At 68.8% G+C, this 25,811-nt stretch carries 22 protein-coding genes and 1 riboswitch; of the genes, 10 read left to right on the forward strand and 12 right to left on the reverse strand.

Annotated elements, in window-relative coordinates:
• The first annotated feature begins 103 nt into the window (after positions 1-103).
• Entirely contained in the window at positions 104-430 is a 327-nt protein-coding gene (locus Q664_RS15750; RefSeq protein WP_043395357.1) for an STAS domain-containing protein, read from the forward strand.
• A 103-nt stretch (positions 431-533) separates the two neighbouring features.
• Here Q664_RS15750 and Q664_RS15755 read toward each other — a convergent pair whose 3' ends face one another.
• The gene (locus Q664_RS15755; protein ID WP_043395359.1) at positions 534-935 is read right to left on the reverse strand and encodes a hypothetical protein; all 402 of its coding nucleotides are present in this window, start codon (positions 933-935) and stop codon (positions 534-536) included.
• A 16-nt stretch (positions 936-951) separates the two neighbouring features.
• Positions 952-1,533, reverse strand: a complete 582-nt coding sequence (locus Q664_RS56350; RefSeq protein WP_160174417.1) for a hypothetical protein — start codon at positions 1,531-1,533, stop codon at positions 952-954.
• A 156-nt stretch (positions 1,534-1,689) separates the two neighbouring features.
• On the opposite strand from Q664_RS56350, the gene Q664_RS15765 reads away from it, so the two are divergent.
• The 7 genes from Q664_RS15765 (at position 1,690) to Q664_RS15795 (ending at position 11,155) form a co-directional block, all read left to right on the forward strand.
• On the forward strand, positions 1,690-2,670 hold the full coding sequence (locus Q664_RS15765; protein ID WP_043395364.1) for an AAA family ATPase: 981 nt from the start codon (positions 1,690-1,692) through the stop codon (positions 2,668-2,670).
• Complete coding sequence (locus Q664_RS15770; protein ID WP_043395366.1) at positions 2,667-3,629, forward strand: DUF58 domain-containing protein; 963 nt, start codon at positions 2,667-2,669, stop codon at positions 3,627-3,629. The genes Q664_RS15765 and Q664_RS15770 overlap by 4 nt, the downstream gene beginning before the upstream one ends.
• Positions 3,626-5,662 carry a transglutaminase TgpA family protein gene (locus Q664_RS15775; RefSeq protein WP_152622124.1) on the forward strand — a complete coding sequence of 679 codons (2,037 nt, stop codon included), beginning with the start codon at positions 3,626-3,628 and terminating at the stop codon, positions 5,660-5,662. Before Q664_RS15770 ends, Q664_RS15775 begins: the two co-directional genes overlap by 4 nt.
• Before the next feature lie 405 nt (positions 5,663-6,067).
• Positions 6,068-6,958: an RNA polymerase factor sigma-32 gene (locus Q664_RS15780; protein ID WP_043395369.1), complete on the forward strand. Its 891-nt coding sequence runs from the start codon at positions 6,068-6,070 to the stop codon at positions 6,956-6,958.
• Between the two features lie 172 nt (positions 6,959-7,130).
• Positions 7,131-9,602 carry an OPT family oligopeptide transporter gene (locus Q664_RS15785; protein ID WP_043395370.1) on the forward strand — a complete coding sequence of 824 codons (2,472 nt, stop codon included), beginning with the start codon at positions 7,131-7,133 and terminating at the stop codon, positions 9,600-9,602.
• 78 nt (positions 9,603-9,680) lie between these two features.
• Entirely contained in the window at positions 9,681-10,361 is a 681-nt protein-coding gene (locus Q664_RS60880; RefSeq protein WP_235216716.1) for a hypothetical protein, read from the forward strand.
• Entirely contained in the window at positions 10,358-11,155 is a 798-nt protein-coding gene (locus tag Q664_RS15795) for a hypothetical protein (RefSeq protein ID WP_052518177.1), read from the forward strand. The genes Q664_RS60880 and Q664_RS15795 overlap by 4 nt, the downstream gene beginning before the upstream one ends.
• 30 nt (positions 11,156-11,185) lie before the next feature.
• On the opposite strand, the gene Q664_RS15800 is transcribed toward Q664_RS15795, so the two are convergent.
• A complete protein-coding gene (locus Q664_RS15800; RefSeq protein ID WP_043395371.1) occupies positions 11,186-11,830 on the reverse strand; it encodes a hypothetical protein in 645 nt (214 codons plus the stop codon).
• 280 nt (positions 11,831-12,110) lie between these two features.
• Here Q664_RS15800 and Q664_RS15805 point away from each other — a divergent pair, with 280 nt between their 5' ends.
• Positions 12,111-13,877: a HEAT repeat domain-containing protein gene (locus Q664_RS15805; RefSeq protein WP_043395372.1), complete on the forward strand. Its 1,767-nt coding sequence runs from the start codon at positions 12,111-12,113 to the stop codon at positions 13,875-13,877.
• Positions 13,878-13,885: 8 nt separating this feature from the next.
• A complete protein-coding gene (locus Q664_RS15810) occupies positions 13,886-15,202 on the forward strand; it encodes an HD-GYP domain-containing protein (protein WP_043395401.1) in 1,317 nt (438 codons plus the stop codon).
• Here the strand turns inward: Q664_RS15810 and sugE are convergent, their stop codons facing one another.
• The 9 genes from sugE to Q664_RS15855 form a co-directional block, all read right to left on the reverse strand.
• On the reverse strand, positions 15,203-15,526 hold the full coding sequence (gene sugE, locus Q664_RS15815) for a quaternary ammonium compound efflux SMR transporter SugE (RefSeq protein WP_043395373.1): 324 nt from the start codon (positions 15,524-15,526) through the stop codon (positions 15,203-15,205).
• A gap of 16 nt (positions 15,527-15,542) precedes the next feature.
• A riboswitch (guanidine-III (ykkC-III) riboswitch) is annotated at positions 15,543-15,602 on the reverse strand.
• A gap of 72 nt (positions 15,603-15,674) precedes the next feature.
• The gene (locus Q664_RS15820) at positions 15,675-16,664 is read right to left on the reverse strand and encodes an RluA family pseudouridine synthase (RefSeq protein WP_043395374.1); all 990 of its coding nucleotides are present in this window, start codon (positions 16,662-16,664) and stop codon (positions 15,675-15,677) included.
• Positions 16,658-16,921 (reverse strand): hypothetical protein, encoded by a 264-nt coding sequence (locus Q664_RS15825; protein ID WP_043395375.1) that lies wholly within the window; start codon positions 16,919-16,921, stop codon positions 16,658-16,660. Before Q664_RS15825 ends, Q664_RS15820 begins: the two co-directional genes overlap by 7 nt.
• A gap of 90 nt (positions 16,922-17,011) precedes the next feature.
• On the reverse strand, positions 17,012-18,418 hold the full coding sequence (locus Q664_RS15830; protein WP_052518179.1) for a helix-turn-helix domain-containing protein: 1,407 nt from the start codon (positions 18,416-18,418) through the stop codon (positions 17,012-17,014).
• Positions 18,418-19,371 carry a P-loop NTPase gene (locus Q664_RS15835; protein WP_043395405.1) on the reverse strand — a complete coding sequence of 318 codons (954 nt, stop codon included), beginning with the start codon at positions 19,369-19,371 and terminating at the stop codon, positions 18,418-18,420. Before Q664_RS15835 ends, Q664_RS15830 begins: the two co-directional genes overlap by 1 nt.
• A 120-nt stretch (positions 19,372-19,491) precedes the next feature.
• Positions 19,492-21,204: a hypothetical protein gene (locus tag Q664_RS15840; RefSeq protein ID WP_052518181.1), complete on the reverse strand. Its 1,713-nt coding sequence runs from the start codon at positions 21,202-21,204 to the stop codon at positions 19,492-19,494.
• A gap of 130 nt (positions 21,205-21,334) precedes the next feature.
• Entirely contained in the window at positions 21,335-21,934 is a 600-nt protein-coding gene (locus Q664_RS15845; RefSeq protein WP_043395376.1) for an HNH endonuclease, read from the reverse strand.
• A complete protein-coding gene (gene selA / locus Q664_RS15850; RefSeq protein ID WP_052518183.1) occupies positions 21,900-23,324 on the reverse strand; it encodes an L-seryl-tRNA(Sec) selenium transferase in 1,425 nt (474 codons plus the stop codon). Before selA ends, Q664_RS15845 begins: the two co-directional genes overlap by 35 nt.
• Positions 23,325-23,393: 69 nt before the next feature.
• Positions 23,394-25,784 (reverse strand): lytic transglycosylase domain-containing protein, encoded by a 2,391-nt coding sequence (locus Q664_RS15855; RefSeq protein ID WP_043395377.1) that lies wholly within the window; start codon positions 25,782-25,784, stop codon positions 23,394-23,396.
• Positions 25,785-25,811: the final 27 nt, after the last annotated feature.

Below are 25,811 nucleotides of genomic sequence, written 5' to 3' on the forward strand. Positions count from 1 at the left end.
CGCCAGAGACGAGCGCCGGGGTGGATGGGTCCACCCCGGACCGGGCACCGCGACACGCCCGGTTCCGAGTGGACGCACGCGGCATGACGGAGAGAGACGAACCATGGTAGCGGGGCTTGAGATTCAACGGGAAGAACTCGCGGGGCAGTTGACCCTGCGGCTCGCGGGCACGCTGGATGGTCGCACTGCGATGGCGCTGCGCAGCTCCCTGGAGGAGCTGGGGGCGCGGGACGTGGTGGTGGACTTCACGCACCTGAAGGAGTTCCGTGACTCGGCGATGGCGGTGCTGACCCGTCCGCTGGCCGAGCGCAAGGTGCGGTTCCGGGGGCTGGCGGGCCACCATGAGCGGATGTTCCGCTACTTCGGCCTGAGCACCGGGACGATCGCGCCTCCGCGAGCCTACTACACGCCGGAAGAAGTCCTCGCCTGAGGACTTCCCACGGGGAAGGCGGTGCCCAGGGGTTCTGAATCGCCGCTCGCCCGACATGGGGGGAGCGGCGATTTCCTTTTCGTTGTGGCGAGAGGGCTTGGGATTACGGGCCCTCTGGAGCCTCGGGCGGAGTGCGTGGAGCGGGAATCAGGAACCATCGGTCCGCGCGCTCCCGCATCACCACATGAGGGACCCCCACCACGTTGACCCGGGCGCCATACCGGGGCTCCCGCTGCGCGCGCAGCCAGTCCATGGCCTCGGACATGCTGTCAAAGGACGGAGCGGCGCCGACCGAAGGTCTCTGGCCCGTACGGAAATTCCGGAGGTGCTCCCGGAAATCGTCCAGCCTGCCCAGCTCATGGATGAAGTGCAGCGCCAGGGCCGCGGACTCGATGGCATCGACCCGGGCGGGTTGCTGGGCCTGCTCGTCCGCCAACTGCTCGAGTTCCTCGAGGGTCTTCTCGAAATCGAACGCCTTCGACGTGCTCGGAGGATCCATGCTCATGTGGGGTCCCCGTCCATCAAATGGCGACCACGAGCGGGGCCAGCACCACGACCCCCGCCCCCGATGAGACCACGACAAGAGCGACTCCGGCCGCGACGATGACGGTTCCCGCGAGAACCTCCTTCCGGTGGCGTTTCAGCCAGTCAATGGCGTCATTCATTCCCATGAACCCCACGGGATGCTGGCCGGTCGCCTTCAAGCACTCCATGTAGCTGCCCAGGCACGTCTTGTTGCAAAGGTCGATGTGCTCGGGGCTATTCCGCTTGTAAGGATAGGGCGGCTTGCGCTTCTTGCACCCCTGGTAACAGTCATGGTGCTCTTGATCGCAATCGCGCGAGCGCGCGCAACCACCAGACGAGGATGTGCTCGCGGCCAGGCTGGCGAACGCTGACCCATCGAACTCCGCCTTCTTCACCCAGGCATGCTCCGCATGACCACCGCGGGCGTCCCTGATGATGAGGAAGTAGCTCGTGAGGTCTTCGGGCTGCTCCGTCTGACCCGCCCGCACACCCGTGTCTGTCGCGGCACATCCCGCCAACCAGGCCATCGCGAGCAGAGCGATGACACGGAATTCGGGATATTGGGACTGGCTACGCATGAGCATACGGCGCCAGAGCAGAACACATGCCATGTGCTCGCCCAAGCGCCGAATCCCACTCGAGCCCGTTTTACCCGGAGTACGGGTTGGCGAGCACAGCCTGCCTCCACCCCAGGGGTTCAGCATTGGCACCGCTGGAGTAGAGTGCGGGCCGCGATGAACTCCCCTGCCAGAGCCATCAATCCCCTTCCCTCCCCCGCCACGGCGCGGGCCGCCCTGGAGCGTGTGGCCGCCAACCTCTCCCTGGCGGTCCAGGGCAAGGACAAGGAGGTCCGCCTCGCCGTCACCTGCGTGGTCGCCGGTGGGCACCTGCTCCTCGAAGACGTCCCCGGAGTCGGCAAGACGACGCTGGTGGAGGCCCTCGCCCGCTCCTTCGACCTCTCCTTCTCCCGCGTCCAGTTCACCGCGGACCTCATGCCGGCCGACATCCTCGGCGCCCAGGTCTTCCACGCCCAGACGGCCACCTTCTCCTTCCGGCCCGGTCCCCTCTTCCGCCAGCTCGTCCTCGCCGACGAGCTCAACCGCGCCCCGCCTCGCACCCAGTCCGCCCTGCTCGAGGCCATGGCCCAGGGCCAGGTGTCGCTCGACGGCGCCACCCACGCCCTGCCCCGCCCCTTCACCGTCGTGGCCACGCAGAACCCGGTGGATTTCTCCGGCACCTACCCGCTGCCGGACTCGCAGCTCGATCGTTTCCTCATGCGCCTGTCGCTGGGCCACCCGTCCCCCGAGGTGGAAGCACGCCTGCTCACCACGCGCGATGCCTCCTCGCCCGTGGAGGCACTGAAGGCGGTGACCTCGCCCGAGGAGCTGACGGAGCTGCGCGCCCAGGTGGCCGCCCAGCGTCTGGACGACACCGTGGCCGAGTACATCGTGCGGCTGGCCCAGGCCACGCGCGCCCACGGCGACATCGAGCGCGGCGCCTCCACCCGCGCGGTGCTCGCGCTGGGCATGGCCGCCCGGGCCCATGCCCTCTGGGAGTCGCGAGACTTCGTCACCCCCGGCGACGTGCGGGCGGTGCTCGCGCCGTGTCTGGCCCACCGGCTCCTGCTGCGCAGCGCCAACCAGGGCGCCTACACCCGTGACGAGGCGACCCACCTCATCGAAGAGGTCGCCCGGAAGGTCGTCGCGCCCCGGTGAGCACCCCGCCTCCCTCCCTCTGGCGCCGCATCAAGGCCGCCCTCCGCCCGCCTCGCACCCTCAAGGTGACGAGCGTGGGACGCACCTACCTCGTGGTGACGTTCGGCGTGGGCCTGGGCGCCCTCAACACCGGCAACAACCTCCTCTACCTCGTGCTGGGGTTGTTGCTGAGCGTCATCATCCTCTCCGGCGTGCTGTCCGAGCGCTGCATCAAGGATCTGACGGTGCGGCGCGTCGGCACGGAGGGAGCCTTCGCGGGAGAGCCCTTCGCCTTCCGCTGGGGCATCACCCGCCGCCAGGGGCACGCCTTCGCCCTCACCCTGTCCGAGGTGGACTCGCCCCTCGCCGGCGAGGGCGGTGTGGGCTACCTGCCAGCGGGCGCCGAGCACGTGGTGCGCGCCGATCTCACCGCGCCCCGCCGGGGCCCGGTGAAGCTGACGGGCGTGCGCATCACCACCACGTGGCCCCTGGGCCTGTTCGCCAAGACGCGCGTCTTCGCGTTGGAGGGCACCCTGCTCGTCTACCCGCGGCGGGGCTTCGCCTGCGCGGATCCGGGCGAGGCGGCCGTGGGACACGTGGGCGAGGCCAACAACCCCCACCGGCTGGACGGCACCGGAGACATCGCGGGCCTGCGCGAGCTGGGCGAGCACGAGGACGCCCGGCGCGTGCACTGGTTGAAGAGCGCCTCGGTGGGCAAGCTGCTCAAGGTGGAGCGCGAGCGCGAGGAGCGCCGCACGTACATCCTCGGCGTGCAGGCCGGGCTGACGGGTGACGCGCTGGAGCGGCGCTGCGAGGAGGTGGCGGAGCAGGCCCACCGGCTGCTCGAGGCCGGCCACGAGGTGGGGCTGGAGCTGCCCCAGCAGCGGCTGCGTCCGGGCGCGGGCAGTGGACAGGAGCGCGCCATCCTCCGTGCCCTGGCGTGGCTGGGCTTCGAGGAGCAACGGGAGGAAGCGGCATGACGACCCGGCCCAACCGGCTGCGCCTCATCCTGAGAGACCTGGGCACCGCGGCGGCCTTCTCCTCCATGGCCGTGTCCGGCCAGGTGCCCGTGTGGGCGCTCGCGCTGGTGATCGTGGCGGTGCTCGTGTCGCTGATGGGCTTCCATCCCTTCGCCCGCGCGCCCCGGCTGACGGCGATCCTCCTGGTGCCCCTGGCGGGCGCGCTCTACCTGGCCGTGGCCGCGGGGCAGATGGATCTCGTGGTGGCCGCCTGCTCCTTCGCGGGCCTCGTCGCCTCGCAACGGCTGCTGTCGGAGACCAGCCCCACCACGGACGGACAGGTGCTGCTGGCCGGCCTGTTGATGATCGCCGGCGGCGCGGCGCTCTCCGGTGAATTGCTCTTCGCCGTGTGTCTGCTGGCCTTCGCCGTGCTGGCGAGCCTGTCGCTGGGACTCGCGGTGGTGGAAGCCGCGGTGCCCCCGGGCGAACCGGTGCCCGTGCGCCACGTGCTGCGCCCGCTGTCCAAGGGGGTGCTCGTCGCCATGGCCGGCGCGGTGGCCTTCTTCGTCCTCTTCCCGCGCCTCAACTGGAACGTGGGCGTGCGCCGGGCGGCTCCCGGACTCGGCCCGGCCACCAGCGGCTTCTCCGACACCGTGCGCCTGGGCGGCTCGGGCACCCTCAAGAGCAACCCCCGCGTGGTGCTGCGGGCGAAGCTGACGCCGGATCCCGGCTCCCAGCGGCTCGATGCCTACTGGCTGGGCCGCACCTACGACACCTTCAACGGCCAGGAGTGGTCGACGATCGGCGCGCCCAGCAAGCGCCGCCGCACGCGCGTGACGCTGCGCCCGGGCGCGGAGAAGCAGGTGTACCAGCGAATCGAATTGCTGCCCGCCTATGGCGCCCGCACGCTGATCGCCATGGAGACGCCCTCCAAGCTGGGCAACGCCCTCATGCACACGCCCACCGGCGACCGGCGCACGCAACTGCAGGAGCTGGGTGGCGACGAGCTGCGCTTCGTGGAGGAGGCGCTCGGGTACTCGTACGAGGTGTACAGCGTGCCACCGGGCACGGACACGGATCCGGGCAAGCTGGCCCAGAAGGAGCTGGACCAGCTCCTGTCCCTGCCCGAGAACATCGATCCGCGCATCGAGGAGCTGGCGCACCAGGTGGTGGGCAACGAGACGGATCCGCTGGCCGCGGCCCAGAAGCTCTCCAACTGGCTGCAGCGCGAGTACACGTACACGCTGGAGCTGGGCGGGGACGTGGCGGATCCGCTGATGGAGTTCCTCTTCGTGCGCAAGGCGGGCCACTGCGAGCACTTCGCCACGGCGCTCACGCTGATGCTGCGCACCCAGGGCTTCGAGGCCCGGCTCGCCACGGGCTTCTTCGGCGGCGAGCGCGTGGGAGACGAGTACCTCGTGCGCGCCGGAGATGCCCACGCGTGGACGCACGTGTTGGTGCCCGGGCGCGGCTTCGTCACGGTGGACGCCACGCCTCCCGCGTTCCGCGCCAACCAGTCGCTGGAGCTGCTGGAGTCGCTCATCTCGCTCTACGAGGCCATCGAGGGCATGTGGCGTTCGTCCGTCGTCGACTACTCGTTCCGCGACCAGATGAACTTCCTGCGGGACATGTCGCGTCCGCCGCGCAACGAGCCGGGCAAGGAGCGCACCCAGCTGCCACCGCTGCGGGCCTGGCTGACGGCGGCGATGGCCGGCGCGGCCGTGTACTGGACGTGGAGGTACCTGTCGCGGCGCAAGGCCCGGGCCCCGGTGCTCGAGGCCACACGCTTCGTGGACTCGGTGGAGCGCCAGCTCGCGGCGGCGGGCGTGCGCGCGGGCGATGGCGAGACGCTCGAGGACGTGTCGGCGCGGCTCACCCGGGACGCGCACCCGCTGGCCCCGGCGGTGTCGCCGCTCACACGCCGCTACCTGGAGGCCCGCTTCGGCCAGCGTCCTCTGCAACCCGGCGAGTCGGCCCGGCTCCTCAAGGAGCTGAAGCACAGCGTCGAGGTGCACAAGCAGCAGCAGCAGACCCCGCGCGCCCGGGCGTCCTGAGGCGGAGAGCGCCCGTCCCTCCGCCTGCTCTCCGGCGGGGCACGAGGACTTCTCCGGCCAGCGGCAAGGGGCCTCCTTATTACCCGTTGGGACGAAGGGGGCGATGACAGGCCCCCGTCTCGCCTGCCCCACAGTTCAATTGCGGACGGGGGTCCTGGAGGCCATTTGAGAATCGAGGCGCATTCTTTACTGCCCCTATTGATCGGTGGGCCAAGCCCGGCGCTGTAACGCTTACGGGCTTCCGTCCACCGTCGGGCGCTCGCATCGGCCAAGTATGCGTTGCGACTGGCGAATTCCCGCGTGAGGCCATGGCACACACGTTGCTCTAGCCACCCTGCATCGGGTTGTCACGCGGTTCCAAACTACTTCTCACCGGCCCCGATACGGGGTCACTCGGGAGAAACCATGCAGCTCTCTACTGAGCAGTCGTCCAACTCGGGCTCGCTGGCCATGTACCTCTCGGAGATCAACCAGTACGCCCTGCTCTCGGTAGAAGAGGAGCAGGCCCTGGCCCGCCGCTTCATCAAGGGCGACCTCGCCGCGGGCCACCGGCTGGTGACCTCCAACCTGCGCTTCGTGGTGAAGGTGGCCTACGAGTACCGCTCCTACGGCATCAAGATGTCCGACCTCATCCAGGAGGGGAACATCGGCCTGATGAAGGCGGTGCAGAAGTTCGATCCGGACAAGGGCATCCGCCTCATCTCCTACGCGGTGTGGTGGATCCGCGCGTACATCCAGAACTACATCCTCAAGAGCTGGTCGCTGGTGAAGCTCGGGACCACGCAGGCCCAGCGCAAGCTGTTCTTCAGCCTGGCGCGCACGCGCCGCGAGCTGGAGAAGCTGGGCGACGCGGACGGCTCGGTGGTGAACGTGGATGAGATCGCCAAGCGGCTGCACGTGAAGCCCGGCGAGGTGCGCGAGATGGAGCAGCGCATGGGCGGGCGGGACTTGTCGCTGGACGCGCCGATGGGCGAGGACGGGGGCAACAGCCACGTGGACTTCGTGGTGAGCGCGAGCGCGCCGCAGGACGATGAGTTCGCGGACAAGGAGGAGGCGGGCCTCATCAACGCCCGGGTGCGCACGGCGCTGATGCGGCTGGATCCGCGCGAGCGCTTCATCATCGAGCAGCGCGTGATGAACGAGCGCCCCATGACGCTCAAGGAGCTGGGCGAGCACTTCGGCTTCTCGCGCGAGCGCGCCCGCCAGTTGGAGATCCGCGCCAAGGACAAGCTCAAGGCCGAGCTGGCCGCGCTGATGGCCGAGGTGGATCCAGACACCGCCGCGTCCATGCAGTAGTGCCAGCGGAGCCCCGAGGGGCAAGCACCCGGGGCGTCTCCACCGTTCGCGGTGGGGGCGCCTTCGTGTTTCCAGGGCCGCACATCAGGCCGCATATGCGGAGCGAGCGGCGATCCACGGGCTCGCCCGTCTGCTAGAAGGGCCGCTTCCCTCGCAGCGAGGAGCGCCCCCTTTGTCCCACGGCCAACCGCCGATCTCCGAGGATCGCGTCCCTGTCGCCCAGGCGGCCACGCCCCTGGCGCACACCCCCTACGTGCCGGCCAACGAGTCGCGGCCGGAACTGACCCTGCGCGGACTGGCGCTCGGCTCGGTGCTGGGCATCGTCTTCGGGGCCTCGTCGGTGTACCTGGCGGTGAAGGTGGGCCTGACGGTGTCGGCATCCATTCCGATAGCGGTGCTGTCCATCGCCATCTTCCGGGCGTTCGGCCGCTCCAACATCCTGGAGAACACCATCGTCCAGACGGTGGGCTCGGCCGGCGAGTCGCTCGCCTTCGGGATCGCCGCGGCACTGCCCGCGCTGCTGTTGCTGGGCTACGACATCGATCTCATGCATGCCTTCCTGGTGGCATCGCTGGGCGGCGTGCTGGGCGTGCTGATGATGATTCCGCTGCGCGAGGGCCTCATCGTCCACGAGCACGGAAAGCTCACCTACCCCGAGGGCACCGCCGCGGCGGACGTGCTCGTGGTGGGCGAGGAGGGCGGGACGAACGCCCGCACGGTGGTGCTCGGCTTCGGGGTGGGAGGGCTCTACAAGTTCGCCTACGCGGGCCTGCACCTCTTCAAGGAGGTGGTGGGCACGGCGCTGAGCTGGGTGAAGACGACGGCGGCCGGGGTGGCGCAGAGGGCGGGCTACGCGGGCGGCTCCGTGTCCATGGAGGTGAGCCCGGAGCTGCTCGGCGTGGGCTACATCATCGGACCCAAGGTGGCGTCCATCACCTTCGCGGGGGGCGTGCTCAGCTACCTCATCCTGATTCCGCTCATCACCTTCTTCGGCAGCGGGCTCGAGCAACCGTTGCTGCGGCCGGACGGCACGCTCATCCGGGACATGGACCCGGACACGATACGGGACGCATACGTGCTGTACATCGGCGCGGGCGCGGTGGCCACCGGAGGGCTCGTCAGCCTCATCCGCTCGCTGCCCACCATCCTCAACGCCTTCCGGCGCGGACTGGACACCTTCCTGGCCTCGCGGCGCAAGGAGGCGGGGCCCGTGCTGCTGCGCACCGAGCAGGACCTGCCCATCACCGTGGTGCTGGCGGGCAGCGCGCTGCTCGTCCTGGCCATCTGGCTGGCGCCACCGCTGCAGGTCAACCTCGTGTCGGCGCTGCTCATCGTGGTGTGCGGCTTCTTCTTCGTGACGGTGAGCGCGCGAATCACGGGAGAGATCGGCTCCTCGTCCAACCCCATCTCCGGCATGGTGGTGGCCACGCTGCTGCTGACGTGCCTCGTGTACCTGCTGCTGGGATGGACGAGTGCCGAGGACCGCTTCATGGCGCTCACCACGGCGGCCATCGTGGGCATCGCGGCCTCCAACGGAGGCACCACGGCGCAGGACCTGAAGACGGCCTACCTGGTGGGCGGAACGCCGCGGCGGCAGCAAATCGCCCTCTTCGTGGGCGTGCTCACCAGCTCGCTGCTCATCGGACTGGTGCTGGTGGTGCTCAACCGGGGCGCCACCACCATCATCCCCGAGACGCACCCGGGCCAGACGGTGAGCGTGGTGGGCGACGAGACGCGCACGCAGCACACGTATCCGTGGGGCGTGTCGGAGCAGGCGCTGGCGGCGAGGGGAGTGAAACTGGCCGAGCTGAAGGGCCCCTTGTGGAAGCAGGGCCTCGAGGTGGCGCAGGGACCGGGCGGCGCACCCGAGCTGCGGAGCTGGACCGCGCAGCCGGTGGAGCGGGTGGCGGCCACGGAGGTGCGGCTGGCATCGGGACAGACGGTGAAGGTGTCGGAGCTCGGCACGGTGACGCCGGGCCCCGAGCGCACCTGGCGCGTGGGCTACGTGCGGGGCGCGGAGACGCCGGTGCCCACGGGCACGTACCTGGTGGATGAGGCGGGAGCCATCCACTACGTGGTGGACCCGGGCATCGGCGGCCGCATCACCAACTATGAGGGCGTTCCGCTCACGCGCTACCCCGCGCCCAAGGCGCAGCTCTTCGCGCTCATCATCGATGGCATCCTCACGCAGAAGCTGCCGTGGGACCTGGTGCTGGTGGGCGTCTTCATCGCGCTGATGCTGGAGCTGTGCGGCGTGTCGTCGTTGCCGTTCGCGGTGGGCGTGTATCTGCCCATCTCCAGCAGTGCGCCCATCTTCGTGGGCGGCATGGTGCGCTACGCGGTGGACAAGGTGCGCGGAGGCACCGCCGCCGAGGCCGAGTTCTCCCCCGGCACCCTGCTCTCCTCGGGCTACATCGCTGGAGGGGCCATCGCGGGCGTGCTCATCGCCTTCCTGGAGATCGCCAGCGACGGAGCCTGGACGCGCGCCATCGACATTCCCGGAATGCTCGGCGACACACCGTTCTCGCGCTTCCTGCAGGAGTCCAACCTGTGGGGCCTCGGCTTCTTCGCCGTCCTCACCGTCCTGCTGCTCCTCACGGGTCTCAAGGGCGAGAGCGGTGCGCAGGCCCGGCCCGCGAAGTAGCGCACACCGCATGAGGGGCACGGACCTTCACCCGTTTCCCTTGGACATGAATCAGTCCTTGCCCTACATGCGTGCGACATGAGCATCAGCGCGTTCCTTCGGAAACTCGCGGCGTCGAGCCTCGGTCTTCTCCTCGTCTCCTGCACCGTGACGAAGCCTGTGACGACGGCCCGGAGTCCCACCGGGCCACACGACCTGGGCAGGTTCGTGCTCGTTCTCCAGGAGACGCCAGACGGGCGGGTGACGCACGACTGGAGGCCGCTCGGGGACTTTGATCTGAAGCAGTATCAGTACCAGTCTGAAACGGTAGGTATTGGCAGCGTCATCAAGCGGACGAGTGCTCCCAAGAATGACGACCTGATTGACAGTGCCTGCTTTGAAGTATGGGAGCATTGCATGGCGAGGTGCAATGAAAGCCCTCTTCCACCTCATGCCGAGCACTACATTGCCAGTTACAGAAGTACTCGAGCCGCCCTGAAGGCGTATTGCACGGATGAGTGTCGCAAGGAGAGCGACAACTGCCGTAGAAGACTCAAGCGGCAGGCAGCAGAGGTCCTGGAGTTTCGAGCTACTGGCGAAGCTGTCGATTGGCTGAAGCGCCACAAGGAAGAAATCGCAGTGGGTGCCACGGTCATCATCACGGGCGTGGTCTTCTACGTCGTCATGAGCAGCGGGGGAATCCTGATACTGGCACCCGCCTTTCTCCTGACGTCGCCCAATGCTCCCGCCGCTCCCCACCTCGCGGAGGTATTTCAGTGAGCTCCGACAACCCCCTTGGCGACGCGGTTCTCCTGCTCCTCGAATACCGGCGCAACAGCCGCTCCAACGAGGAAAGGAAGCTCCTGGAAATCGCTGGCGGTGCATCGTCGTTTCTCTCCACCAGTGGACAACTGTACCGGTTCGAGGATTTCCGAAAGAACCTGCAGCCAGGTCATGTGCGATCACTCTCCTTCGCCGACGTGGTTCATTACCTTGAGCAACTGCGGACCCAGGCGCAATCAGCCGAAGAGAAGGAAACACTGAGGGGCGCCAGTGACGCACTCATCTTCATCGAGGCTTCTGGCCAGCACGAGGGGCTCGAGGACTACCTGGCCTACTGGCGAAGCAGTACGCTTCCTCCCGTCATCGCCTCGTTCGAGACACTCGAGGAAGCAGAGCGCTGGTTGGAGCAGCAGCCCGTTCCGCCCTACAAGGCCAGGGTGTTGATTGGTAATGAATACCACGTGGTATTTGCAACTCGCGAAGACAGGGATTGGCCCTTCGTTCCCACTCCGGTCGTGGCCGAGTTCCTCGAACTCCGCCTGGAAAAAGGTCTTCCTCCCGTGGTGGCCTCATTCGACACGCGTGAGCAGGCCGAGGCCTGGCTCACGGCCCTCTCCGAACCGCCAAGGCACGCCTTCATCACCATCGGCGGCAAGCACCATGTGGCCGCTCATTGGAAGAACGTGAACCACCGGGCCATCTACCCGTTCACCCTGGTTGACGATCTCGCACGGGAAAGACAGGCGGGCGAAGAACGGCTGAGCCGTGGCAGGAAGCGCGAGGAGGAGTAACCCCCCACGGGCCTCCTTCCCGCGCTCGCTTCACGGCGCCTTCATCGGCCCCGCCTCGACGCCCGGCCAGGAGCGGATGAGCTCCCGATCCACGAAGACCTCGGCCTGCTCGACAAGCGGATCCAGTCCCCGCGGCGCCGCCTCGTTCGGGTTGTCCACCGAGGCCATGAGCTCGAAGTTGATGCGCGACGCGCCCAGCCACACGTCCTGGAACAGCCGCGCGGGGTTCGACTTCGGCACGTAGCGGCGCACGACGCGATCCGGCAGGTGCCGGAACGCCTCCGGCACATCCACGAACTCCAGCTTGTCCCGGAACACCGCTGACTGCCGCTCGAGGTCCAGGTCTTCCGCGAAGGTGTCACGCCACTGCTGGGGCGTGGCCGCCGACTCGCGCCACGCGACGTTGATGGTGAGCACCGCCGTACCCCGCTGCACCTGGGCCTCGCAGAACAGGGCCTCCCCCACGCTCGTGTCCGGCTTGCGCTCGCGCAGCAGCGCGACTCCCGGCAGCAGCAGAACAACGTACTCCGAGGCATTCAGCGCCGCGGCCACCCCGATGAAACCGTCCCCCCACATCGAGACGACACGGTGGCCCTGCACGTCTCCCGGGGTGTAGCGCAGGCTCTCGCTGACCAGCAGAGCCCTGCTCCGCATGATGTTTCCGGCGGTCGTCATGGCTCTTCTCTCCTACGCCCCATCCGCGTGTTCCTCCAAGCCCCGTCCGCAAACCGCCGCCACCACGCTCCCACAGTGTGGGCGCCCCCCGGCGCCTCCGCCATGGCCCCACCCTCCTGGTGGAGGAGGGGTGCACAGACCCTACACGCTGAGTAACCCCTACTGGACACAGCAGCGGGCAAACCCTCCAGGTTCCTGACGTTTTCCGGGGAGGCGAATCGGGAAGAAACGGGGTAGACTGAACTTCCCCCACCCCCCCGCTCGCCCATCCAAGGACGTCATGGCCCCCCAGGCACAGACCGCCAGTAAAGCCTCCCAGGCCCCCCCGACGGACCCGGCCGTCGAGGAGAAGCTGGAGGCGGCGCGCAACTTCACCTTCCATCTGCTCAAGGGCATCAAGCAGATCGGCATGTACCGGCACAACGAGGCCCGCTTCCCCGAGTTCCTCTCCCGCGCCACGGAAGCGCTCGCCGCGTACACGGACAAGCACGGCCCGCTGTCCCTCAAGGTGGAGCAGCAGAACTTCATGCTGCACGGCGAGCCCACCTTCTCCGAGGACACGCCGCTGCCCTACAAGTTCTTCCGGGACGGCATCCGCCAGCTCATCTTCCGGCCAGGCCTCACCGTCGCGGAGCTGGTGACGTTCACGCTCATCGCCCTGTCCGAGCCCGAGCGCGGCGCCGAGGACGTGCTCGCCCAGTTGTGGCGCTCCGGCCTGGAGCACGTCGAGTACGTCGTCGTCGAAGGCTTCAAGATGGACGAGGTCTCCGAGCAGGAGATCGAGGTCGAGGTCGACAAGGTGGTCGGCTACCTCTACTCGCGCCTCAAGACGAACTCGGACGACTACCTGCGCTTCGCCCGCTTGAACGCGGAGGACCTGGACTCCAAGCTGGACGGCGTGGAGCAGATGCGCGGCCTGGTGGTGGCCGGCAACTACGCCTCGGACGACCTCAAGGCCCGGCTCCAGCGGGAGATCTCCGAGGAGGAGAACGCCCGGCTCTTCCCCAAGCTGATGAGCGCCATCTTCCAGGTGATCGAAGGAGGCGTGGACGACACGGCGCTGCTCGAGGAGGTCTTCGTGCAGCTGCTGGACGCCATGCTCATCCAGGATGACTACGGCACCATCAACCAGATCGTCCTGAAGATGCGCTCCATGGCGCAGCGCTCGCCCGGGAGCAGCATCGGCTCGCTGCTGGAGCACTTCGTCCTGAAGATGGGCGAGGAGCAGCGCGTGATGCGCGTGGCGGAGATGCTCAAGAGCACGCGCCCCAAGCAGCCGGTGGACATCACCCGCTACCTGCAGGTGCTGGATGCCTCCACCATCTTCACGATGCTCAACGCGCTGGAGACGATCGAAATCCCCGAGAACCGCCTGCTGGTGTGTGACGTGCTGGCGCGCTTCGCGCAGGAGAATCCGCAGCCCTTCGTGCAGCGGTTGGAGTCCGATCGGCCGCAGACCGTGCGCGACATGGTCTACGTCCTGGAGAAGAGCAACCACCCGGACCGGGTGAAGATGTTCGGCCTGGTGATGCTCAACAAGAACCTCGCGGTGAAGCTGGAGGTGATGAACATCATCGCCCGGGGCCGCACCGCCGAGGCGCGCAAGCTCATCCTCGAGGCGTTCAACGATCCCGCCGCCCAGGTGCGCATGCTGGCGGCCCGGCTGCTGCCCGAGTTCGACCGGGACAAGGCCTACGTGGACCTGGTGAAGTGGATGAAGCACCCGGACTTCGAGAAGAAGAGCATCGAGGAGCGCACGGCCATCTACACGGCGCTGGGCTCCACGGGCCTGCCGGGGGCCATCTCGATGCTGCTGCAGCTGATCGCCGTGAAGCCCACGCTGCTCAACAAGAAGAAGGTGCTGGAGGACAAGCTGCTGGCCATCGCCGGGCTGGCGGGCGCGTGCTCCATCCCCTCGTACAAGGCCTTGCAGGGCGTGGTGGAGGACAAGAACCAGCCCGTCGAGGTGCTCAACGCCGCGCGCAAGGCCATGTACCAGACGAAGAAGACGCTGTTCGGCGAGACGTCCACCACCGAGGAGGCCTGAACGCCATGATGGACACCCCGTTGAAAGTCACCCAGGCCCAGGAAGAGAACCTCGGCGAGTTCGGCCGCGGCTACTCGGAGAAGCTGCAGACGCTCGCGCGCGGGCTCGTGTCGGGCCTGTACATGCTGATCCGCTCGGTGAAGATGTACGACCCGGAGAACTCGGTCTTCGAGAAGCCGCTGCTCCAGCTGCAGGACATCGTCAACCAGATCATCTCCAAGGAAGGCCGGCTGGAGCTGGTGGGCGTCAAGGACTCCTTCTACCTCAACAACATGCTGGTGAAGGTGGACCTGAACTCCATCGACAACCAGCGCTACCTGCTGGGGGAGATGCGGGCCAAGGACGTGGGCGGCATCTCGCTGAACAAGCTCGTCACGGTGCCGGACCTGAAGAACTTCATCTGGATCTTCAGCAAGGACCAGTCCGCGTCGGTGGACGAGGAAGGGCTGGCGGGCCGCAAGCTGCTCAACATGAAGGTCACCCGCTTCTCCAAGCTGAAGGAGAAGCTCAACCGGGACGAGCTGGCCAACCCGGATGCTCAGAAGGTGGACCGCAAGAAGTACGCGATGACGGTGTACTCGCGCGCGGTGTTCTTCCTGACGAAGTACCTGGAGTCGGTGCAGGCCGGCAAGCCGATGAACACGGCGAAGGCGCTGCGGATCGTCCAGGACTTCGTGGACATCTCCTACGAGCAGAAGACGCACTTCCTGGGGATGACCACGTTGAAGAAGAGCGAGGTGGACTACCTCGTCTACCATCAGGTGAACGTGTGCCTGATGAGCGTCGTGTTCGGCATGGAGCTGGGGCTGACCAAGGCCCAGCTGCGGGATCTGGGCTACACGGCGCTCTTCCACGACGCGGGCATGGCGACGCTGCCCGAGGAGCTGTCCACCAAGAAGGGCGCGCTGAGCTCCGAGGAGAAGGCGCTCATCCAGAAGGCGCCGCTCATCTCCATCCGCAACATCCTGATGGAGAAGGGCTTCACACGCTCGACGCTGCTGCGCGTGGTGACGACGTTCGAGCACAAGGCGGACTTCGGCACGGCGGTGCGCGACGGCCGGGGCAACATCGAGATGATCATCCCGAAGACGAACCTCGGGGTGTACGCGAAGATCCTCGCCATCTGCGACGCCTACGACGCGCTGACGTCGAGGCGGCCCTACCGCGACGCGTACGGCCCCGAGGTGGCGCTGATGCTGATGTGGACGGAGATGCGCCACAAGTTCGACCCGGAGCTGCTCCAGGTCTTCATGCGCGTCATGGCCATCCAGCCGGTGAAGGTGCTGAGCCGGCGCCAGCAGTCGATGACGCTCGGAGGCGTGTAATCACGCCCCGCCGCTCGTGAGCTTCAGGCCGACGATGGACGTCAGCAGAAGGACGAGGAAGAAGGCACGCGCGGGGGTGACGGGCTCGTGGAACAGGAAGATGCCCAGCACCGCCGCGCCCAGCGCCCCGATGCCCACCCAGACGGCATAGGCGGTACCGATGGGCAGGGTCTTCGCCGCCACCCCCAGCAACACCATGCTGGCGATGATCGCCCCCACCGTCAGCACGGTAGGGATTGGCCGGGTGAAGCCCTCGGTGTACTTGAGTCCGATGGCCCAGCACACCTCGAGCAACCCGGCCACCACGAGCAGGATCCACGCCATGACGCACACTCCTTCTCAGGCGTCGTCTTGTCGTGACCGGGTACGGCGCACCTCGTCCGGGCCCGGCGTGCTCCCCAATGAGCCCGCCAGACAGGGAGGGGAATAACCGCGCCCCGCCCCTCGCGTCCAGGAGAACCCTGGGCCGGGCCTACTTCTTCCTGGCCCGGGCCTTGGGTGGAGCCGGGGGCGCACCACTCGCGCGCAGCAGCTTCAGCGCGGCGGTGAAGTCCGCGGGCAGCGGCGCCTCCACGTGCAGCACCTTGCCCGTGCGCGGGTGCGGAAAGGACAGCTTCCACGCGTGCAGCGCCTGGCGGCCCAGCACCTCCTCCGCCTCCGCCGCCCTCCCCTTCGCCTTGCGGCTCGCGCCGTACACGCCGTCACACAGCAGCGGATGGCCCGCCTCCGACAGGTGCACGCGGATTTGATGCGTCCGGCCGGTGAGCAGATCCACCTCCACCAGCGCGGCGTCCTCGAAGGCCTCGAGCACGCGGTACTCGGTGATGGCGGGCTTGCCCTCCTTCACCTTGCCGGTGAAGCGCTGGCGGTGCACCGGGTGGCGGCCATACAGCGTCTCGATGCGCGCCTCGGCCGCCTTGGGCGTCCCGTGCACGAGCGCCAGGTACGTCTTCTCCACCACCCGCGTCTTGAAGGACTTCTGCAGCGCCACCAGGGCCGACTCGTGCTTGGCCACCACCAGGCAGCCCGTGGTGTCCTTGTCCAACCGGTGGACGATCCCCGGACGCAGCTCGCCGCCCACTCCGGCCAGATCCTTCACCCGGTGCAGCAGCGCGTTCACCAGCGTCCCCGAGGCATGACCCGCTCCCGGGTGCACCACCATCCCCGCCGCCTTGTCCACCACGACGAGATCCCGATCCTCGTGCAGCACCGCGAGCGGCAGCTCCTCGGCCACCGGCACCGCCGCCACGGGCGCGGGAATCTGGAGGGTGAGCAGCTCGCCGCCGCGCAGCCGCTGGGCCACCTTGGCGGACTTGCCGTCGATCCGCGCATGCCCGGCCTCGATGAGACCCTGGATGCGCGAGCGCGTCAGATCGGAAAAAGCTCGCGCGAGAACCTGATCCAGCCGCTCGCCACGGGACTCGGGCGGGGCACGGAGCTCTCGCGCCTCGGCGGTCACCAGATCTTCGACTTCACGTGCGCCTTGGAGCGCAACACGATGTCGTTGATGGCCCGCTCGAAGAAATTCATCTTCTGGAAGATCTCCTGGCTGACGCGGCTCTTGTAGAGCTCCCGGCCCTCCTCGAGCTCCTCCTTGAGGACCTCGAAGAGGTTGTCCTGCTCGATGCCCTTGATGATCTTCTGCTCGTTGTAGAGCGAGATATCCGAGGCAATCGCGCGGGCCAGCCGCATGGCCTTGATCTTTTCTTCTTCAGTCATCCTGGACCTTTCTAAGCAGGCCCCCCCAGGGTGTCAACTTCGCAGACAGCCCATGGACACCTGGGGGACGCCTGAGCGTCCCGGAAAGGCTCAGCGCGCCTTTTTCTCACCGGATGCGACGAGCCCCATGTAGCTCTTCGACACCCGGAGCGGATCCAGGCCCAGCTCGCGAGCGATGCTCATCAACATGCCGCGCAGATAGACGGAGGCGGGCAGGATGTCATAGCGGTCCGCCTCGATGTTCTCCACGTGGCGGGACGAGATGCGCGTGCGGTCCGCGAGCATCGGGAGCGACAGGTTGCGGCTCTCGCGCACCCGGCGCAGCAGCTCGCCGTTGAACTCGGCATCCGAGGGGATGTCCACCACCGTCTTGAGGCGGGTACGCGAGTCGCGCGCCTTGGCCGAGACGAGGGCGAGCGCCGACTCGGCGTTGGCGATGGCCGAGGCCTCCGCCAGCACGGGGGCCTCGCCGAGCTGCTGGCCGTTGGGACGGGTGGCGGAAGGAGGCGGCGCGGGACGGGCGGACTCGGCCTCCGGACGCACGGGAGCCCGGAGCCCATTGCGCGGCGGCAACGGGGGCGGCACGGTCGAGCCGTGACGCGCCGTCGAAGCCATGGGCCGGGCATGGATGGCCGGCTTGAGCCCCGAGATGGGCGCGGGCGTGAGCGACCGGTGCAGGTGGCCCGGCTTCGCGGCCAGGGGCACCAGCGGGAGGGCGGCCGGAGTGGGCCCGGCGGACGGTGGGGTGCTCGCGGCCGGGGCGGCGGTGGGCTCGGATGGATCCGCCGCGGGGACCTCGTCCTCCGGAACGGCGGAAGCGGCAACGGGCCCCGGCCCTGGCTTCGGCTCCGGCGGGGTTACCGCGACGGGCGGCTCGGCGGGCGGATTCTGGATGGTGGGCTTCGCCTCGGCGGCCACCGGCTCGGACGCGGCCACCGGCTCCACTTCGGCCACGGGCTCGGACGCGGCCACCGGCTCCACTTCGGCCACGGGCTCGGACGCGACCACCGGCTCCGCCTCGGCCACCACCTCCCCGCTCACCACCTCCGCCTCGGGCAGCTCCTCTTCCTCGGTGGCGGGACGGGCCTGGACCTCCGGCTTCACCTCGGCCACGGGCTCCGCCGGGGCGGCGGCCTGCGTGACCGGCGCCTCCCCTGCCCCGTTGGCCGGTGCGGTGTCGGTAGCGGTCTCCGCCGCGCGCTTGAGGGACTCGGCGCGCAGACGGGCCAGCTCCTCGGGCGAACGCGTCACGCCGATCTTCCGGTCGTACTCGATGCGCCGCTCCAGCGCGCAGAGCACTTCCATGGCCTGGGTGAGCCGTTCGCGCAGGGCCTCGAGCTGCTCCGGATCCGCCAGCGTGTACACGGCGATGGAGTCGGGTGAGTACGTCTCCATCGCGCGCGCGTAGGCGTCGAGGATCTGATCTTCCGAGGCGGTGACTGCCACCTCCAGGAGCTCGTAATAGGACTGTTGCTCGAAGTGCTTCATGGCGGACATCACTCCGTCACCCCGTCGAGCGCCAACAGGCGATCGGCGATGCGCTGGATACCCATGGCGGCGGGAGACTCGGGCTTCTCCAGGACGATGGGCCGGCGCTTGCGCACCGCGCGCCAGGCCTCGTCGTCGTAGCGGATGGCCCCCAGGTCATCCATCTCCAGGCCGAAGAACTTCTTCCACGCGGAGACCACCGCGGCGCCCACGTTCAGGTCCCCGTCGGAACGCGCCTGGTTGAGCACCAGCTTCACGCGGAAGGCGGCCAGCTCCTTCTCCAGCCGCTCGGCGAGCGCGGCGTTCTGCTGCCGCACGTGCTGGATGATTTGATGAGGCGTGCGCGCGGCTCCCTCGCGGGTGGACAGGGCCTTCTCCACCAGGCGCTCGATGCCGTACTGCGACTCCACCTGCTGGAGCCTCCGGTAGAAGGCGGCCTTGATGAAGCGGTAGGCGTTCTCCACCGAGGTCGGCTCGGGCAGCAGCACCAGCACGCCGTGGTCCGCGATGATGAAGAAGTCGAGCGTGTTGAAGCTGGAGCCGGCGCCCAGGTCGATGATGAGGTAGTCCACCGACTGGGTCTGCAGGCTGCGCAGCAGCCGCTGCTTCTGGGCGTACTTGATGTTGGCGGCGTCCAGCACGTCCAGCGCGCCGGCGATCAGCGACAGGTTGGCCACGCCGGTGGGCACGATGACGTCCTCCAGCCGGGCCTTGGGGCGCAGCATGAAGTCCGACAGGGTGGCCGTGGGTTGGGCCACGCCCAGACAGGTGTGGAGGTTGGCGCCGCCCAGGTCCGCATCCACCAGCAGCACGCGTTGGCCTCGCGTGGCCAGCGCGACACCGAGGTTGGCGGAGACGAGCGACTTGCCGATGCCACCCTTGCCGCCTCCCACCGCGATGATGCGGTGGGGGCGGTGGCGCGCGACGACCCCCGGAGATTCGGGATCCGTGCGCGCGGCCACGCCCGCGGGCTGGGCGGGCGGGGACGAACGAGCGGGCTGCGACGCGGAGCTGGGACTGGGGGAACTCAAAGCACCCGTATCAAAACCTGTCCCGCGCTCCGCGTCGACTCCCTGGCCAAGTTAGTTGATGACGATCTGGCAGACGCAGGCCGACGTCCCATCACACGACGCCCCGCCCGAGGTGCGACAGGCCAGGCCAGCGCAGCACGAGCCGCTCCCCGTGCATGCCTGGCCGCTGGACGAGCAGGTGGCCCCCGACTGGCAGGTGCCGGTAGGGGAGCCCAGCGGGACGTCGCAGCGCAGGCCGGAGCAGCAGTCCGAGCCGGAGGTGCACGCCCCGTTCTGGGGCTGGCACGCCGCGGGCGCCTCGCACTTGCCGGACGCGCAGATGCTCGAGCAGCACTGCGACCCGGAGGAGCACGTGGTGCCGTTGGCCTGGCACGTACCGCCCGTGCCCGCGTCCGGAGGGGTTCCACCATCCGTGGGAGGCGAGGTATCGCGCACCTGGCACGCCCGGGTCAGCTCGGAGGTCGCCAGACACTCGGTACCCGCGCAGCACGTCACACCCGCGGTGTCACAGGGCGTGCCCACCGGGGCGCACGTCGGCTTCTGGCAGGACAGCCGGCCAGTTCCATCCCCCGCCGGGAGGCACAGGGCGCCATCGCAGCACTGCTCGGAGAACTGGCAGGTGTTGCTCTGCGCGATGCAGCAGGGCGCTTCACCCGTGTAGCCAGTGGGGCAGTCGCCGCTCGGCCCGGTACCGCCGCCGAAGCACCGCGGCACGCCGGCCGAGTCCACCCGGCACACCTCCTTCTTGCCGTCACAGCAGTTCTGGGACGCGTTGATGTCCACGGAGCCACCGTCCGGCAGCGTGCCAGCACCGCAGATGTTGCCCACGCCGTTGCAGGACTGCCCGTTGTCGCAACGGCCGGACACACACTTCACGGTCCCGTTGGGGTTGATCACGCCGCCATCGGGCAGCTTGCCACCGCCGCAGCAGTCGCTGTCCTGCGTGCAGAAGTTTCCGGTGAGTTTGCAACCTCCCACCGGCTGGCAGACCGTGGCGCCGTAGCCCAGGTCCACGCAGGTGCGAGAGCAGCAGCCGGAGCCGCCGCTGCACGGGTTGCCGTCCTGGATGCAGCCGCCACCGCCACCGCCGGTGATCATCTGGCACCGGCCCACGCCCCCGGCGGTCGCCGAGCACGCGTTGCCACAGCACTCCGCGTTGGTGGTGCAGATGTCGCCATACGCCTGGCAGGAGTAGGAACGGGCGCAGATGCCGGCCTGGCAATTCTTGGAGCAGCAATCACCATCCACGCCGCAGCCCTGGCCCACCACCTTGCACGCGGAGGTGGTGTCGCTCGGAATCGGGGCGCACGTGCCGTTGGTGCACGTCTTGGTGCAGCACTGCTCGTTGACGGAGCAGGAGCCGCCGATGTCGAGGCACTGGGAGCCACCGCACTTGCCGTCCAGGCACACGTTGGTGCAGCACTGGATGCCGGAGGTGCAAGCCTCGTTGTAGCTGCGGCAGAGCGGGTTGGGCTCCGGACAACGGCCGTCCTCACCGCACACTCCGGTACAGCACCCGGCACCCGAGTCACGGCTGCAGAGCGCGCCTTCGACCACGCACTGGGAGCCCGGGCCTCCGTCCAGGACCGTTCCGTCTCCCGCGTCCGAGGGCGGAACGATGACCACCCCGCTGTCGGTTCCCGCGTCCTGGCCGTCCTCCACGCCCGCGTCACCGCCACCCGACGGCGGCTCGCCGCAGTTACAGCCCGTGATGCTCATGACCAGTGCGAGCGCGCCCAACACCAGCCAGCGATTTCCCACCATGGATGTCTCCCTGAAAGTCCGAACGCGGACAGAATCCGCGCTTCGTGGGAGACCTCACGATGCCGACAACGGCCACCATCGCCCCGGCGCTACAAGTGGCCTGGAAAACTCCAGCACCGGAGCGGGCGGCCTAGTCGTCGAGCAGCTCGACGTTCCAGTACGAGGCATCGGCCAGGTTCAGGAACGGCAGCCACTCACGGTAGGTGATGCGGCGGGAAGCGCCGCGGAAGAAGGGTGTCCAACGCGGACGCATGGGCACCTTGAGGAGCCTCATGCCCGCCTGCGCCGGCGTGCGCCCGCCCTTCTTGAGATTGCAGGGCACGCACGAGCACACCACGTTCTCCCAGCTCGTCTTGCCGCCCTGCGAGCGAGGGACGACATGATCCAGGTTCAGATCCGAGCGCGGCAGTTGCCGGGCGCAGTACTGGCAGGTGTCATGGTCTCGCGCGTAGATGTTGAGGCGGGAGAAACGGACCCGCCCCTTGGGCAGGTACTCGTAGGCGGAGAGCACCACCACCCGAGGGACGCGGATGCGCCGGTTGATGGTGTTGACGCTGTCGTGCGGCGCGCTGGCGCTCAGGGCCGCCCAGTCCTCGAACTCATAGAGGCGGTACTGGGCGTCGATGGCCTTGGCCACGCCCAGGTAGAGCAGCGAGAGGGCGCGCTTCACCGAGGTGACGTGCACCGGTTGATAGTTACGGTTCAGGACGAGAACGGCGCTGTTCAACATGGGTGCCTTCCTGTGAGGCCGTACCGACGGCGTCAGCGACCGGCCCGAGGTCCTCCTCCGCCAGACACCGGACGTCCATAACCACCTCGCCGTCCGAGATCCGCCCAATCACCGGAACTCCCGCTCCTCGAAGACATTCCAGGAACGCTGCTGGCTCCCCAACGGTGAGGATGCACGCATAGGACGGCAACCTGGCCAGGGGCATCGCTCCCCCGCCTACCTGCCCCGAGATCGGCGCCACCCGGGCCTTGATTCCCTTCATCACCAGCAGGCCGAGCAGGCGCTCGGCACGCACGCGGAGCTCCTCGGCCGGCCAGGTGAGCATCCGGTACGTGGGGATGGCCTCCGGCCGGCCGTCCCGGTACAGCTCCAGCGTGGCCTCCAGAGCGGCCACCGTCATCTTGTCGATGCGCAACGCCCGTGTCAGCGGGTGCTTCTTGATGCGGGCGATCAGCTCCGCGCGCCCCACGATGATCCCCGCCTGTGGCCCTCCCAACAGTTTGTCGCCGGAGAAGGCCACCACGTCGGCCCCCGCGGCCACCGTGGCGGGCACGGTGGGCTCGTCCGTGAGTCCCTCGCCAGTGAGCGGCACCAGGGCCCCCGAGCCCAGGTCCACGAACACGGGCACCCCGCGCGCGCGGCCGAGCGCGGCCAGGTCCTTCACCTCCACCTCCTCGGTGAAGCCCACCACCGCGAAGTTGGAGCGGTGCACCTTCATCAACACGCCGGTGTCCGGCGTGAGGGCCGACTCGTAGTCCGAGCGCCGCGTGCGGTTGGTGGTGCCCACCTCCACGAGGCGCGCCCCGGACTGCTTCATCACGTCCGGCACCCGGAAGCCGCCGCCGATCTCCACCAGCTCGCCGCGCGAGACGATGGCCTCGTGGCCCGCCGCCAGCGTGGCGAGCACCAGCAGCGCCGCGCCCGCGCAGTTGTTCACCACCAGGGCGTCCTCGGCGCCGGTGAGCTCGGTGAGCAGCTCCACCACGGGGGCATAGCGGCTGCCACGCTCGCCCTCGTCCAGGTCGTACTCGAGGTTGGAGTAGCCCCGGGCCACCTCGGCCACGCGGGCCACCGCCTCGGGGGCCAACGGGGCCCGGCCCAGGTTGGTGTGCAGCACCACGCCGGTGGCGTTGAGCACGGGCCGCAGGTTGGGCGTGGACAGCAGGCGCAGCGCCTCGTCCACGTCCGAGTCCTCGAAGGGACGGGCCTCGCCGCGCAACAGCCGCTCGCGCACGCGGGCCACCGCCAGCCGCAGCGCCGCCACGGCCCGGGGACGAGGAATCGCCGCCAGCTTCTCCTCCAGGGAGGGCCGGCGCAGGAGCTGCTCAATGGAGGGGAGCGCTCGCAGCAGAGCGTTCTTCCCCCCGTTCTCGGTCGAGGGTGCACCCACGAACCGGATTGTAAGGGGACGGGGGCTCGCGCGCCACCCGGCTCCCCTGCCCTTCACACCGGGTTCACACTACCGGCTGGCCGCTTGCACTCCCGTCACCTTGGCCGGCCGCCCGTAGAGCAGCTGGTAGGTGTTGTAGGAGCGCAGCACCCGCTTGATGTAACCCCGCGTCTCCGCGATGGGCACTTCCTCCACCCACGCGTCCAGCGGCACGCCCGGACGATCCTCGCGCCACCGGTTGATGGCGCCGGGACCGGCGTTGTAGCTGCCCACCGCGTACGGGGTGTGCCCGGAGAAGCGCTTGATGAGCGAGCCCAGGTAGTGCGCCCCCAGCCGGATGTTGAGCTCCGGCTCCAGGAGCGACTGGTTCGTCACCTTCTTGAGCTTGAGCTGACGCGCCACCGCCTGCGCCGTGGAGGGCATGAGCTGGGTGAGGCCCAGCGCGCCCGCCCAGGACAGCGCCTTCGGATCCAACGCGCTCTCCTCGCGCATCAGCGCCTGGAGCAGATCCGGCTCCACGCCGGCCGCGGCGGTGTGCTTCTCGATGAGCGGGCGGAAGGCGTTGGGATAGGCCACCTCCCACACCGGCCGCGTCTCCGGGGTGATGCGGCCGCTCAGATCGCGGCGCAGCGCCACGCGGGCCACCGCATGCGCGCCCCGCTCGTCCCCGGACAGCGACAGGAGCTGGACCAGCAGCCGGATATTCTCCGACGGCAGGTTCGTGCGGTTGACGGCGAGCAGCTCCGAGGAGACGGCCTCGGGGAAGCCCAGGCGCATCAGCTCCACGGCGGCGGTGAAGTGTGGATCCTTCTCCATCGCCCCCGCGTGCAGGGGCCACGGGCCGCGGCGCTCCTGCTGGGTGAAGTCGATCTGCGGCGCCACACGCTCCATGCGCGCTGAATCCACCTCGGCGAGCATCGTACGGGCCATCAGCCCGTAATAGGTGGCCGGGTGCTCCACGGCGAGCATCTCGAAGAGATCCGCCGCGGCCTTCTTGTCGCCCTTGTCCTGCAGGGTGCGCGCCCGCCAGTACTGCGCGCGCTCCAGATCGTACGTCTCGTCCGCGTCGGCGAAGCGCTTCTCGATCTCCAGGAGCATGGGGACCCCACCGTCCGCGGCCTTCAGCGTGCGGGAGATCCAGAAGTCCTTGAAGAGCGCCTCGCCGAGGAAGTCCCCCTGGGGGTAGAGCTTCACCAGCTCCTTGAGCCGCTGCGAGGCCAGCTCCAGGCGGCCCGTCTTCACGTAGAGGTCCGCGGCGTAGAAGAGCGCGTCGTCGGCGAAGGAGTGGTCCGGGTAGTCGCGAGCGAGCCGCTCGTACGTCTGCGGGCCCTGCACCTGGTCCACGATGGAGCGCGACGAGCCGAGCACGTACATGGCGCGCGGCAGCAGATCGCGCTCCTGGCACTTGTCCACCACGGGGGTGAGCGTGGCGATGGCGCGGCCGTGCTGGCGCTCCTTGCGCAGGCCCTTGCCGAAGGCGAAGTGCGCACGGCAGGCGAGCGCGTCCGGCAGCTTGAGCTTGGGCAGCAGCGGCCCGAGCACGTCCAGGCCCTGCTTGTTGCGGTGCAGCTCGATGAGCTGCTCGGCGCGCGCCACCTTCGTCTCGACGGGCGCCTGCTGCCCCTTGAGACGCTTCTCGGCCTGCTGGGCCAGGGCGGACAGGGGATGGTTGGCCCACAGGCGCCAGAGGAACTCACGCTCGCGCGTCTTGTCCTTCTTCTCGGCGGCGATGTCGGCGCTGGCCATGAGGGCCTCGGCGGCGACGTTGCGGCCCCAGGACGGCGAGGTGCGGGAGGACAGGGGCGCGAGCGCGGCGAGCGCGGCCTCGGTGTCCTTCGCCTTGCGCAGGACGCGGCCGAGCGCCAGGCGGGCATCCGCGTACAGCCGGGAGCTCTCGGGCACCTGGGCGAGCAGCACGGCGGCATCCGCGAAGCGCCCGAGCGACTCGAGCGCCACGCCGGCATGGGTGAGGCAGCGATCGGCCAGCGCGGGGTAGTCCTTGGCCAGCGTGGACATCTCCTCGGCGGCGCGCTTGTCGTCCCCGGCGCGCACCGCGCTCAGGGCGCGCAGGTACCGCACGGGCAGCGAGCTGCCCTCCTTCTCCAGCAACTCCCGGGCGCGGACGTAGAAGCCCTTGTCGAAGGCCTGCTTGGCCTCCAGGAGCTTGCCCTTGGCGAAGTAGGGCGCCAGGTCGTCCAGGTGGTAGGCGCGGCCCTTGAAGATCTTCGGCGCGACGGGCGCGGGCGGAGGGGGATCCGGGAAGGCCGGGTTGAGCACCTCCACATACCCGGGAGGCACGAGGACCTTCTCGGCATCCGGAGGTGGGGAGAGCTGGGCCTCGGACGGGGCCTGGCCCGTGAGCGCCTGGGGAGCCGCGGAGGGCTCCTCGGTGAGGGGCGCCTGGGCGAAGGCCAGCGAGGTGACCGCGGCGGCGGCGAGCAGGGGAACGAAGGCTTTCATACGGGATGGGCCCTCAGGTGATGGGCC

Origin of the sequence: Archangium violaceum Cb vi76, from assembly GCF_000733295.1 — a bacterium.
Lineage (GTDB): Bacteria > Myxococcota > Myxococcia > Myxococcales > Myxococcaceae > Archangium > Archangium violaceum.